The following is a 13,271-nucleotide window of genomic DNA, read 5'->3' on the forward strand; positions in this document are numbered from 1 at the left end:
TTGCTTTTTATTGCTAATTTCAAAAGTTTTTTGACCTTCTTAGTTGTTAGAATAAAAGTAACTTATGTATGAATACAATTACCATCAATCCACAGAAAATGATGTTGATTAAGGATTAGTTATAAGATAAAAATTTACAGTTGGTTGAGATAGTTAGAAGATGAAAGACAAGATTTTTGAATTTATAAAAAAAGTCCAGGCAATATCACATACTGGGGTAACTTACTCAAAATGTCCCTATGCTTTGGATAATTACCATGAGCTTTTAGACTTAAGTACAAAAATGCTCCATGAGTATATTAACTCTGATGTACAACCGTATAATATTTATCGAGATATATATTATCCAACGCCTCAACCGGGAGTACGTGTTGTTATTTTTGAAAATAATAAACTCTTAATGGCACAAGATGTTGATACTCCAGATGAATGGACAATACCAGGGGGCTGGTGTGATATAGATTTATCTCCAGTTGAAACTTGTATAAAAGAAGTTAAAGAAGAGACTGGATTTGATATAAAAGTAACGAAATTTTTGGCTTTGATAGACCGCAATAAGCATATTCAAAGTGAAATCTATAACGTTTATAGTATAGTGTTTCTAGCGGAAATAATAGGTGGAGAGAATAATCCTAATTTTGAAGTTAATGAAGTTAAGTTTTTTGATATGGATAATCTGCCTAAGCTATCTAATAAAGTTACTAAAAAAGAGTTAGATATTATTCTACAGGCATATAAATCGGGTGAAATATTTTTTGAGTAGGAGGAGGAATATGATAAAAGTTTTTGGAATTAATAATTGTACAAGTGTAAGAAATGCGCTTAAGTTTTTTGAGGAAAAGGGTAAAAAAGTTGAATATGTAAATTTAAGAAAAGAGAAGCCTACTTGGCGAGAAATGCAACAAATTAAAAAGTTAGGCAATTTTGAAACTATTGATTTATTTAACTCAAATGGCAAACTTTTTGCAGAAATGAATCTAAAAGAAAAATTTGTCAAGCTATCAGAAGAAGAAGCATTTAAGCTTTTAGTAACAGATGCTCTATTGTTTAAAAGGCCACTAGTAATTGATGGTAACTATGCTAGAACAGGGTGGAATAAAAAAGAGTATGAAGAGATGTGGGGTTAGATAATCAATAGTAAAAAACTCAGCTCTAGACTTTTACAAATTATTTAGACTTGGCTAGGCGTTATGAGCATATTTTTCATATATGGTATTTAGTTTTTTCTCAAGGTCGGGGTCTTTAGCGACATCTATTTGGTAATCAATATGTCCTGGGGAAAATTCTTCATTGTAAGGAGAATTATTTTCATTTTCGTACATAGTATTATTATAGTAGCTATCTACTATTTGGCTACTACTAGGAGGTTCTTGAAACTCTTGGTATGGATCAAAACCTTCATTAATCAGAAAGCTACAATTTGAAGATTTTGGCATTTTGATATACAGTTTCAGGTCAGGCCCATCTTTCATAATGACGAATAATACTGTTCCAAAGGTGTCATCCTTTGTGACGGAACAATAATGTGGTTCAACTATTCCTTTATATTTTAGGCCCATTTTAGTGCCATTTTCCATCATTAAACTAAAAAGTACATGATCTCTGTTTGCAGCTAATAAACGAGAGCCAGTATTAGTAGCATAAATTTGCTCTGGTGAGGCACTGTGAGGCATTAGTATTGGATTAGACGTTAACTCTGCTAAGTGTAATTTTCCGAAAGATAAGTTATTATTACTTAATGGTCGGCGGGAATCATTTTCTGGCACCCTGTAACCATGCATGTACATAGCTGAATAGTCAAATGCGTAATTAGTTTCATTTACTATTTTTACAGAAACACAAACGTCTCTATTACAAAGCGTAGGATGGTCTGAGTATGCTAATTGAAACAAGCCAAGAGAGGCTAACATTGTGATAAAAAATAACTTCATTTTATTTTTAGTTAATTTATTTTAAAACAAAATTATCAAATTATTAATAACTTGTCAATATTTTTTAATTTAAAAAAATAAGCCAAAATTTAGCTAAAAAAATTCATAGCATGTAAAAACATTATCAAGCAGAATATAGCAATAATATTTGCTGTAATATTTAATTCTTTTTTATTGCAAAATAGAGAGACTAAAAACCAAACTAAAATCCCACCAGCAATACCTGTAGAGATTGATGAAGATAAAGTCATTAGTAAAATTGTGAAAAAAGCAGGGGTTGCTTGAACGAAATCATTCCAGTCAACCTTGACTACTTGTTGCATCATCATTATTCCTATTAAAACTAATGCGGGAGAAACTACTTCTAACGGTATAGAAGTTATTACAGGTGATAAAAATAGAAATGGCAAAAATATTATTCCAGCAAATATTGCTGTTAATCCTGTGCGTCCACCTTGGGCTATACCTACACCTGACTCTACAACGACGGTAGAAGGACTGCTGCCAATAAATCCTGCTGCTGTTGCACTAGCAGCATCAACAAGGAAAGTTTTCTTTAATTCTTTATCTTTGTGGTCATGTTCTTTATTCATACTGCTATACAAACTAGATATGGTCCCAGTGCCATCAAATAGACTTAAAAAGCAAAAAGTAAAGATGGTAGGTAAAATTGCAAACTTAAGACCGTTAACAAGATCAATTTGCCCAAGTAATGAAAAGTCTGGTAGAGCTACAAGTTGGTTTGGTAGAGTAATTATTTTTTCAGAAGAAAAATATTCTAAAGGTAGAGCTAATATATAGCCAAATATTATAACGATAACTATTGGAGCTGGTATTTTCTTTATGAATAAAACTATTAAAGCTACTAAACAAACCAGAAATAATCCAGTATGAATATTTAAATCAGCTAAGGCAAGCATACCAGAATTACTGGTTATAAAGCCACTATTGATAAGCCCGATATATGCTATAAATAGTCCTATACCAGCACCTAATGATTGTTTTATGGATTTTGGTAAACTAAGCATTATTTTCGTTCTGATATTAAGAATCACAAGTAAGCTAAAAATGATTCCAGACCAAAAAGTTGCACCTAAAACACTTTGCCATGGTAAGTGATATATCTTTACAGCTGTAAAAGCAAAAAAAATGTTCATTCCCATGCCAGGAGCTATTACAAATGGATTGCGTGTAAATAGCCCCATAGAGATACTTGCAATAACAGATATTAAAACCGTGCTGGTAACCAAAGCATTAGTTGGCATACCAGTAGTAGCAAGTATTTTAGGATTAACAACTATAATGTAAGATATAGCTAGAAAAGTGGCTAACCCAGCTAAAAATTCTTTTTTAATCGAGGTGTTATTTTCTTTGAGTTTAAAAAAGGTTTCCATAAGTTTACTCAAAATAATAAATTTTTTTAAAATTACATTTTAGATTGTAATTGAGGAGAAATCTATTTTAAAATGCTAGAAAGTTTGATTAGGCAAATAGGTTGATACAATCATTTAAAAATAAATATCCTTTATCTGTTGGCTTAACATGGTTATTAGAAGATTCTAATAAACCTTTATTAACCCCAAGCTGTAATATATTTTCAATATCGTTCTTATTTAAAAAAGTTTGTTGTTCAAAGGTTTTAAGACCAAAACCATTTTTTAACCTTAGTGTATTTAACATAAATTCATATATTAAATCATCTTTTGAAATTACGTCTTGTCCTTTTATAAAACTGTCAGCTTGTGTGTATATTTTGGGATGTTTATGTTTCCAAATACGTTTAATTTGTTTTGTTTGAAGGTTTGTAATCTTACTATGTGACCCAGCACCTATACCAATATAGTCACCAAACTCCCAGTAGTTAGTATTATGTACGGAATTTAAATCACTTCTTGCATAAGCTGAAACTTCATATTGTCTAAAGCCTGCTTCTTCTAGTAATTGTTTACCTAATATTTCTATTTTTTCTAAAGTTGTTTCGTCTGGAAGTATAGGAGGTTTTGCTGCAAATAGTGTATTTGGTTCTATAGTTAGCTGATACCAAGAAATATGCGTAGGTTGCATGGCTATAGCTTGAGATATATCAAATATACCATCTTCTATACTTTGGTCGGGTAAGCCATGCATTATATCAATGTTAAAGTTAGTAATTTTAGATTGGTGGATTTCCTCTATAGTGGAGTACACATTTGTGCAATTGTGGATTCTACCTAGAGCTTTGAGTTTGTCATCTTGGAAGCTTTGCACACCTAAAGATATTCTATTTATCCCTATCTCTTGGTAACTTTGTATAGAGCCTCTTTCAACAGTTCCAGGATTCATTTCAAGAGTTATTTCACAGTTTTGACTTAGTTTTGAGTGTGATTTAATATGCTCTAAAACTTTGCTTAGATATTTTGGCTTAAATAAAGAAGGTGTACCACCTCCAATAAATATACTAATAATCTCTCTATCTTGAATATCGTTTATATGGTACTCAAAATCAGCTATGAGTTTTTTATAGTAGTTTTCAGATAGGTAAAGGTCATCTTTAATAGCATGTGAATTAAAGTCACAGTAAGGACATTTACGCACGCACCAAGGAAAATGAATATATATGCTAATTTGACTATTTATGTTAGACATAAGAGGGGCTTTATCCTTCTAGGTTTAGGCTTTAAAGATTAAAAATTTACTTACAATAAAAGTATAGATTGCAACAAGCAGCATAGTTATAAATAAAGCAATTAGATATTGAATATGAAGTACATGTAAGAATATATAATATATTCCTTCATTTAAAGCTAGACCTATTAGAGCATTTATAAAAAATTGTGAAGCAGCCTTTTTATGGGATTGTGTAGTTGTGGAAAATGTTAGATATCTGTGACCAAAATAACTCACATTAAAAGCTATTAAATAAGCAAAAAAGTTAGCAATAAGTGGTTTAGTAATATTTAAATGTACAATTATAAAAACCAGTATAAAGTTTACTAAAGAAGCTAAAGCACCTATTATTAAAAAATAAAAAGCTTGTTTTTTTATCATTGGTTGTAGCGTTTTTGGGTTGTTATTTATATTATACCGGTAAATAGGGATTATTTATAAGGTAAAATTGTGGAGATACTTAAGTATCAATTAGGGATTGTAGATAGACTTCCTTCATCAGCATTATTTATGATGTTTGATCTAAATGCTGGTAGTGAGGTTGAGTTTGGTTTGAAAATTCTGCAAAAATTTGTTGATGGTCAATCTATAGTTGCAGGTTTTGGTAATGAGCTTCTAGTTAAGTTTGATCTACCTAAAGATTTAGACTTTCAAAAAGCTACGTTTGATAGTGATAAAATGTCAGACCACAGTGGACATGATTTGGTGTTGTGGTTAAGGGTAGATGATAAAGGAGAATTATTTCACCATGCGATAGCCGTTAGAAAAGCACTTAAGGATTTTTTTAAGCTAAAAAAAGTAGTATCAAGTTATACATACCGCGGTAAGTATGATCTTTCAGGGTTTGAGGATGGCATAGAAAATCCTAAAGGTGATGAGGTCGTGCCTGCTGCAATAGTGACAGATGGTAAATTAGAAGGCTCAAGCTTTTGGGTCTTGCAACAATGGCTACATGATTTTGATTGGTTAGTTAGTGTAAGTCAATCTGAAAAGGAAGAATGTGTAGGAAGGTCTTTAGATGATTCACATCAATTTGAAAATTTAAAAGACTTTGCTCATGTCAAAAGATCAGCAAAAGAAAACTTTTCCCCAGAAGCTCAAATCCTTAGAAAATCTATGCCATGGTCGGATGATCACTTAAATGGCGGATTTATGTTTTCAGGTTTTGCTCTATCATTTAGATCTTTTAACCTACAAATGTGGAATATGCTTGGCGGTGATGATGGTGTACTAGACGGGGTGTTTAAGTTTTCTAAAATTATTGAAACTAATTATCTTTGGTGCCCGCCATTTAAGAAAGGTAGGTTAGATTTATCTTTACTAAAGAAGTAGAGTTGATTTTAAAAGTATAACTTTGGCAACTATGTTTTAGTTATATTATAACAGTCACATATTGGTTCGTATTTTTTTAAAGCTTGACGACTATATCTTTATTATATTTATAGTAACCACCTTTTTTAAAATATATGAATACTCCAACTAGTCCGATTACGCCACAAACTAATCCGACTATTGATGGTCCTAAAAAGTGATATTTGGTCGTAGCAATAATAGTAGTGCTTACTAAAGGCGCTATACCCCCAACTATTGCAAAAGCTAGGTTGTAACTAATCCCAACTCCAGAAAGTCTTACATCTGTTGGGAAAAGATCACATAATAAAAATATAAATGTAGCTGCGACTAAAGTATAGCATAGCATGATAGCTACCGAAGCTAAAATTATAGAAAAGGTTGTACCAAAGTAACTCATTAAATAAAATACTGGTAAAGCACAAATAACTATAAGACCAGCTCCTGCTATAAACATTTTAGCAATGCCTAATTTATCTGACAAAAATCCAAAACAGAAAGTAAAGCAAGTAAGTGTTAAAACACTAGGTATCAAAATCAAAGATATCTGTCCAGAATTATAACTAGGTAAGATGTCTTCAACAAATTTATGCATATATAATGTCAGCATCACACCACCAAACGCTACTGTAATAACTACACAAATTCCAGCAAACAGATTTGCTCTATAAGTAGATATTAAAGATCCAAAAGAATGTCTTTTTTGATTATCGATGTTTTCAAACGCTGGAGTTTCATGTAGATTTCTACGCACATAATATCCTATAAAACCTAATAAGCCACCAATTATAAATCCTGCTCTCCATCCATAATTTCCAAAAACATACTCCAAGGCAAATCCAACAAAATCAGAAAACAGAAAGCCACCAGTTACAAACGTAAACAATATTGCAGTAGCAAAGCCTATTTTGCCTTTGACAGATTCATAAACTATTACATATGCCCCAGGTAATTCACCACCTAAAGCGATCCCTTGCATTATACGTAAAGCTACAAAAGCAAAGCTTGCAAACAGCCCCCACTGTGCATACCCTGGCATTAAGCCCATACATAATGAGCAACTACCCATAAGTAGTATTGTAAATAATAAAAGTCTTCTACGTCCAATTAAATCACCAACTATACCAAGGATAGTTCCGGCAAAAGGTCTTACTAAATAAGCTATTGAAAATATTAAAATAGTTAAAAAAGATTTAATTGTTGGATTATGAATTTGTGCAAAAAAAGTTGCTGATATTTCTTTAGAGAAAATCATGTATAGCACAAAGTCAAAAAACTCTAATATTGCTCCAATCCCTGCTAGTAAAATAACATTTCTACTGTCTTTATCGTACATTTTTTACTCTGCTTAAAATGATATTTTTAAAATATGATACAAGGTTTTAGCTTGGTTTAGAAGCAATACACGTTGATGATTTGAGTAATTACAACCAATCAATAGATGTCACATGGTATAAGTCTTATTTATGCCCAAGGTTTATATATAATTAAGTTACTAAAAGCTTTAAAAGGTAAGAAATAATTTATTTAAGCAATAGGCTTTCAAGTATTTGATAAATCAGATATCAATAAAATCTTATTTATATACAAACCTTTATTAACAGGTTAAAATATATTCGTATTTTACAAAAATTAATTAGTATCTACGGAGGTTAAAAGGCATGTCTGATATTAAAAATATCACTAAGCTACAAATAGAGGATAAAGGCAAAAAATATTCGCTATATAGCTTAAAGAAACTTGGTCAAGAGTTAGGCAAAGATATTTCTCGTCTTCCTTACTCAATCAGGGTGTTACTTGAAAACCAGTTAAGAAATATAGATGGTTATAAAGTAAAAGAATATGACCTGCATAAGGTTTTAGATTGGGCTGCAAAAGCAGAGTCTAGGCCAGAGATTCCTCATATGCCAGCTAGAGTGGTTATGCAAGATTTCACAGGTGTACCAGCAGTAGTTGATTTAGCTGCGATGAGAAAGGCTATCAAAGATGCAGGTGGTGATGCTGATAAAATTAACCCTCTTGTAGATACAGCAATGGTTATTGATCATTCAGTACAAGTAGATTTTTATGGTACAAAAACAGCTTTAGCTCAAAACGTAGCTAAAGAGTTTGAAAGAAATGGTGAAAGATACAGCTTACTTAAGTGGGCACAAACAGCGTTTAATGATTTTGTTGTAATACCACCAGGAATGGGTATTATTCACCAAGTTAACCTAGAGTATCTTGCAAAAGGAGCTTTAGTTAAAAATATTGATGGTGAAGCTGTAATCTACCCTGATACGTTAGTTGGAACAGACTCACATACTACTATGATCAATGGTGTTGGTGTAGTAGGTTGGGGAGTTGGTGGTATTGAGGCTGAAGCTGTTATGCTTGGTCAACCATACTATATGGTACTACCAGATGTGGTAGGGGTTAAACTTATTGGCAAACTAAAAACTGGTGTTACAGCTACTGACTTAGTGCTTAAGGTTACCGAAGTGCTTAGAAAACATGGTGTAGTAGGTAAGTTTGTAGAATATTACGGTCAAGGTTTAGAAAGTTTATCTTTACCAGATAGAGCTACGATTGCAAATATGGCTCCTGAGTATGGTGCTACTATAGGTTTCTTCCCAGTTGATGAAGTAACTTTAGACTTCTTTAACAATACTAACCGTAGTGAGCTTGTTGATGCTGCTCGTCAAATGTACAAAGAGCAACTTTTGTTTAGAGAAAATTCAGCTGAAGAGCCTGAGTATTCTAGTATAGTCGAGATAAATTTATCAGATGTGGAGTCTAATCTAGCAGGTCCTAAGAGACCTCAAGATAGAGTGGCTTTCCATGATATGAAAAAAGCTTTTAGAGAAGCTTTAGTACATAAACAAGGTTTACATGGTTTTGGGCTAACTGAAGAAAAATTACAAAAAGCAACTGAAGTAAAAGGTTTAGGTGAAACTATAACTCATGGTTCACTTGCTATAGCTGCTATTACTTCTTGTACTAATACTTCTAATCCATCACTACTTTTAGGTGCGGGTTTACTGGCTAAAAAAGCAAATGAAAAAGGTCTAAAAGTTAAACCATTTGTAAAAACATCGTTAGCTCCTGGGTCCCAAGTTGTTACTCAATATCTTGAGAAAGCAGGTTTATTACCAGAGCTTGAAAACTTAGGCTTTAATCTAGTTGGTTATGGTTGTACAACTTGTATTGGTAACTCAGGACCATTAGATGAGCCTGTTGTTAATGCTATAAATGAAGCTGATTTAGTTGTAGCTTCTGTAAGTTCAGGTAACCGTAATTTTGAGGGCCGTATAAACCCGCATGTGAAAGCCAACTATTTAGCATCACCTATACATGTGGTTGCATACGCTTTAGCAGGTACAGTAGACTTTGACCCAGTAGAAGACCCTATTGGTCAAGATGCTGATGGTAACGATGTATTTTTAGCTGATATTTGGCCAACTACAGAAGAGATTGCATCTATACAAGCAGATGTGGTTAACTCTGATATGTTTAAAAAAGCATATGCAACGGTACTTGATGGCACAAAAGATTGGCAAGAGCTTCAGGTACCTACAGGTAAACTATATGAGTTTGATAAATCATCCACTTATATCCAATGCCCTAACTTCTTTGAGAAATTTGCTGAAGGTAATGACGATTTAGATATTAAAGGTGCTAGAACTCTTCTAATGTTAGGTGATTCTGTAACTACAGACCATATATCACCAGCAGGTAATATTCCAGAAGAATACCCAGCAGGTCAATACCTGAAATCACATGGAGTGGACAAAAAAGATTTTAACTCCTATGGCTCACGTCGTGGTAATCATGAAGTTATGATGAGAGGTACTTTTGCAAATATCCGTATCCGTAACTTATTGCTAGACGGTGTAGAAGGCGGCTTTACTAAGTATCACTTAGATGGTTCTCAACAGTATGTGTTTGACGCTGCGATGAAATATAAAGAAAAAGGTATACCCCTAGTAATATTAGCTGGGAAAGAGTATGGTACAGGTTCATCTCGTGACTGGGCTGCTAAAGGTACCTTCCTATTGGGGGTAAAAGTAGTTATAGCAGAAAGCTACGAGAGAATTCATCGCTCAAATCTGGTTGGTATGGGTGTTTTACCACTTGAATATGTAGATGGTCAAAATGCTAAAACTTTAGGTTTAGATGGTACGGAGATGTTTAATATTAAAAAATTAAATGATATTAAGCCACGTCAAAGAGTTGTAGTAGAAGCTGTACATCCAAGTACTGCGCATACAACAACATTTGAGGCTTTAGCTAGACTAGATGCTGATGTTGATGTCGATTATCTAAAAAATGGTGGTATTTTGCAGACAGTACTTAAAGATATGATGGATAAAACTCCAGTAAGTTCTGATAGCTCTTGTGATACAGAATCAGGTTGTATCTTTGCAAAAATGGCTAATTTTTTTAAAAAATTATTTAGCTAGAAAATTTTTAGCTTTCTTTAAATTCTATATATAATTGTAATAACTTCCAAAAAAAGAGTTTACATTTTTTAGCTATGAATAAAAAAGAAAATTTTGCTTTTAAGCTTATGCAATGGGAGTTATGGTCAGAACATTCTTTACTAATAAATAAGGAACTTGAAGAAGAATTTAAAAAACAGAAAGTTTTTCTACATTCTGCACAATGTCATATTATATACGACTATTACTGTGTTGAATATATGAATGCACCTATTAGTCCTACAAGAAAACCAAAAAGTAATAATTTTATGAGTAAAACCACTCCTGAAGATTTTATGGAAAAAAAGTTAACTGAGCAATATGAAACAGCTATTCGACTTTTTGATATTAGAAATATAACAACTGTTGAAGATTCGTTTACTTACCCTTTAGAAATCCCTTATGATTTTGAAACCTTATATCCTAAGGTTCGAGCAGCAATTCTTCATGATGTTGATAATATGATTTCAATTCACTCAAAATGCTTACTTGCAGCTAAATGTTTATATGAGGCTATTTATATAGGTACAGCAGCAACTATAGAGCTCTTTCGCAAAGATATTCTAAGTGTCTCTGGGCCAATTGAAGAAATAGTTGGTAAGAATACTAATGAGTGCGAAGAATTTTTAATAGGTATGTCACAAATGATAGAAAGGCTAATTTCTTTAAAAGAGCATTAGAAAAAGTAATAAAACATGTCTGTATTTAGAGTTTTGAAAACTTAGCTTTCGTGATATAACTTGGCAGCTGTGTACTTGTTGTATTTATGAGTTTATTGTTTTTCTATTTTTTTTATTCTTTAAGAATGATAAAGTTTATATACTATTACTAATTCCATAAATATAAATAAATATGATAAAAAAACTCCTTACTCTCTGTGTGCAAAAGAAAGCTTCAGATTTACATTTATCTTCTGGTTGTAAAGCTAAGTATAGAGTAGATGGAGACTTGATAGATATAGAGTCATCGCCTACTCTTAACGACAAAATGATCTCTCAAATGCTGCTGGAAATAATGACAGATGACCAAAAAGATGAGTTAATAAATACTTACGAATGCGATTTTTCGATAGATGATAAAGAAAATGATGCTAGATTTAGGGTAAACGCTTTTTTTCATAATCGTGGTTACGGAGCGGTTTTACGTCGCTTAGAAAATACTATTCCAACGCTTGATCAGTTTGGAGCTCCAAAGGTGCTCAAAGAAGTTCAAGCAAAAAGAGGAGGTTTAATTTTAGTAACAGGCCCCACTGGTTCTGGTAAAAGTAGTACATTAGCGGCATTAGTCAATGAGATAAACCACAATGAAGATGCTCATATTCTGACTATTGAAGATCCAGTAGAATTTGTACATGTTAGTCAAAGGGCGTTGATAAACCAACGTGAAGTCAAAAGAGATACAAAAAGTTTTAATGCTGCTCTAAAGTCAGCACTTAGAGAAGATCCTGATTGTATACTTGTTGGCGAGATGCGAGATCTAGAAACTATTCGTTTAGCTTTAGAAGCAGCTGAAACAGGACATTTGGTTTTAGGTACTTTACATACGATGTCTGCAATAAAAACTGTAGATAGGGTTATATCAGTATTTCCACCAGCTGAGCAAGAACTTGTTAGAAATATGTTAGCGGAATCTTTACAATTAGTTATTTCTCAAAGATTGCTTAAACGAAAAGGGGGGGGGCGTGTCGCAGCTTATGAGGTGCTAGTGTCTAATTCTGGTATTAGAAATATGATCAAAGAAAACAAGCTTCCCCAGATCTATACCGCTTTGCAGACTGGTACATCTAAGGGTATGTCTACTATGGAGCAGAGTATTGAGAATCTTCTTAAGGCTGGAACAATTACACCAGAAGAAGCAGCTAAATATATAATTGTGAGGTAGACTAAATAAAAGATATTGTTTAAAGTGCTAGGTCAAATTAATAGCCAAGTTTTTCTTTGGTTTTACCCCTAAATACATAATAAGCGTAGCTAGTATATAAAAGTAACAAAGGAATCATGATAGTTGCAGGTATTAAAGTGAATAACAGAGTTGTATTGTTAGCTTGCGATTCTATATAAGTTATTTTATAAGGTATTATGAAAGGAAAGATAAGAGTAAGCATACTCGCATAAGTAAATACAAATATCGCAACTGTAATCCAATAAGGCAGAGCATGATATTTGCTATTGAAATTTTTAAATAGAAAAATAAAACCAATAATCGTTAGTATAAAAAAAGTTATTAAAATAGGGGTTTTATAAATGTTATTCAAAGGCAGTAGAGTATAAAAAGGAGTTGTTACTCCTATTAGTAACATTAAAATAATTAGACAAAAAGCTAGTCTTTTTGCTAGAAATTTTGCTTTTGCTAATAGTTCATCTTCTGTTTTTAAAATTAATCGTGTAGCACCTAAGAGCATATAGCCTACCATTAGTGTTAAACCTGTAATGATCCCAAAGCTTATACCACTGGTGATAGTAGTTTTTGGGTAACCTACAATAAGATCTCCTACTATATAACCTTGTAGAAATGCAGCAGCTAAAGATGAAATAAAAAATAAATAATCCCAATTCTTGATTCCTGCAGCTGAAGATTTCAGTCTAAATTCAAAACAAATACCTCTGAAAAGCAACATTACCACTAGAAGAGTTGCGGGTAAATATATTTTTGGAAAGATATATGCAAAAGCAGAAGGGAACATGCCATAGAAGCAAGCTAAAGAAAAAACTAGCCAAGTTTGGTTGCCATCCCAAGTTGGCAGTAATACACTTGTAGCGATATCTCTTTGCTTTTGTGATAAAAAAGGAAAAAGAGCTGCCATACCTAATGCAAAACCATCTAATACCACGTATAACAATAATCCAAAAGCGATTATAAATAACCAAATTAATCCTAAATCCAT

The 13,271-nt window shown here is 32.5% G+C and carries 12 protein-coding genes; 6 read left to right on the top strand and 6 right to left on the bottom strand.

What is annotated here, in order from left to right; translation table 11 throughout:
* Window positions 1-160 precede the first annotated feature (160 nt).
* Both FRA_RS01025 and FRA_RS01030 read left to right on the top strand, forming a co-directional pair.
* Window positions 161-763, top strand: a complete 603-nt coding sequence (locus tag FRA_RS01025; protein ID WP_035720928.1) for an NUDIX hydrolase N-terminal domain-containing protein — start codon at window positions 161-163, stop codon at window positions 761-763.
* A gap of 10 nt (window positions 764-773) precedes the next feature.
* A complete protein-coding gene (locus FRA_RS01030) occupies window positions 774-1,127 on the top strand; it encodes an arsenate reductase family protein (RefSeq protein ID WP_035720929.1) in 354 nt (117 codons plus the stop codon).
* Between the two features lie 54 nt (window positions 1,128-1,181).
* Here FRA_RS01030 and FRA_RS01035 read toward each other — a convergent pair whose 3' ends face one another.
* The 4 genes from FRA_RS01035 to FRA_RS01050 all read right to left on the bottom strand — a co-directional run bounded on the left by FRA_RS01035 (window position 1,182) and on the right by FRA_RS01050 (window position 4,958).
* Entirely contained in the window at window positions 1,182-1,931 is a 750-nt protein-coding gene (locus FRA_RS01035) for a hypothetical protein (RefSeq protein ID WP_035720931.1), read from the bottom strand.
* 89 nt (window positions 1,932-2,020) lie between these two features.
* Window positions 2,021-3,340, bottom strand: a complete 1,320-nt coding sequence (locus tag FRA_RS01040) for an NCS2 family permease (protein WP_155960895.1) — start codon at window positions 3,338-3,340, stop codon at window positions 2,021-2,023.
* Window positions 3,341-3,413: 73 nt separating this feature from the next.
* Complete coding sequence (hemW, locus tag FRA_RS01045; RefSeq protein WP_035720935.1) at window positions 3,414-4,556, bottom strand: radical SAM family heme chaperone HemW; 1,143 nt, start codon at window positions 4,554-4,556, stop codon at window positions 3,414-3,416.
* A 24-nt stretch (window positions 4,557-4,580) separates the two neighbouring features.
* Window positions 4,581-4,958 carry a GtrA family protein gene (locus tag FRA_RS01050; protein ID WP_035720937.1) on the bottom strand — a complete coding sequence of 126 codons (378 nt, stop codon included), beginning with the start codon at window positions 4,956-4,958 and terminating at the stop codon, window positions 4,581-4,583.
* Window positions 4,959-5,027: 69 nt separating this feature from the next.
* On the opposite strand from FRA_RS01050, the gene FRA_RS01055 reads away from it, so the two are divergent.
* Window positions 5,028-5,909 carry a Dyp-type peroxidase gene (locus tag FRA_RS01055; RefSeq protein WP_035720939.1) on the top strand — a complete coding sequence of 294 codons (882 nt, stop codon included), beginning with the start codon at window positions 5,028-5,030 and terminating at the stop codon, window positions 5,907-5,909.
* Window positions 5,910-5,985: 76 nt separating this feature from the next.
* Here the strand turns inward: FRA_RS01055 and FRA_RS01060 are convergent, their stop codons facing one another.
* Window positions 5,986-7,263, bottom strand: a complete 1,278-nt coding sequence (locus FRA_RS01060) for an MFS transporter (RefSeq protein ID WP_035720941.1) — start codon at window positions 7,261-7,263, stop codon at window positions 5,986-5,988.
* A gap of 325 nt (window positions 7,264-7,588) precedes the next feature.
* Between FRA_RS01060 and acnA the strand changes: the two genes are divergently transcribed.
* From acnA to FRA_RS01075, 3 genes are all read left to right on the top strand, one after another.
* Window positions 7,589-10,369, top strand: coding sequence for an aconitate hydratase AcnA (gene acnA, locus FRA_RS01065; protein WP_035720943.1), 2,781 nt, complete (start codon window positions 7,589-7,591; stop codon window positions 10,367-10,369).
* 74 nt (window positions 10,370-10,443) lie between these two features.
* The gene (locus tag FRA_RS01070; RefSeq protein WP_035720946.1) at window positions 10,444-11,067 is read left to right on the top strand and encodes a hypothetical protein; all 624 of its coding nucleotides are present in this window, start codon (window positions 10,444-10,446) and stop codon (window positions 11,065-11,067) included.
* Window positions 11,068-11,239: 172 nt separating this feature from the next.
* Window positions 11,240-12,268, top strand: a complete 1,029-nt coding sequence (locus FRA_RS01075) for a type IV pilus twitching motility protein PilT (protein ID WP_035720947.1) — start codon at window positions 11,240-11,242, stop codon at window positions 12,266-12,268.
* Between the two features lie 37 nt (window positions 12,269-12,305).
* Here the strand turns inward: FRA_RS01075 and FRA_RS01080 are convergent, their stop codons facing one another.
* A complete protein-coding gene (locus tag FRA_RS01080) occupies window positions 12,306-13,271 on the bottom strand; it encodes a cytochrome d ubiquinol oxidase subunit II (protein WP_035720949.1) in 966 nt (321 codons plus the stop codon).

Origin of the sequence: Allofrancisella heilbronnii, assembly GCF_000710735.2 — a bacterium.
GTDB lineage: Bacteria > Pseudomonadota > Gammaproteobacteria > Francisellales > Francisellaceae > Francisella > Francisella frigidaquae.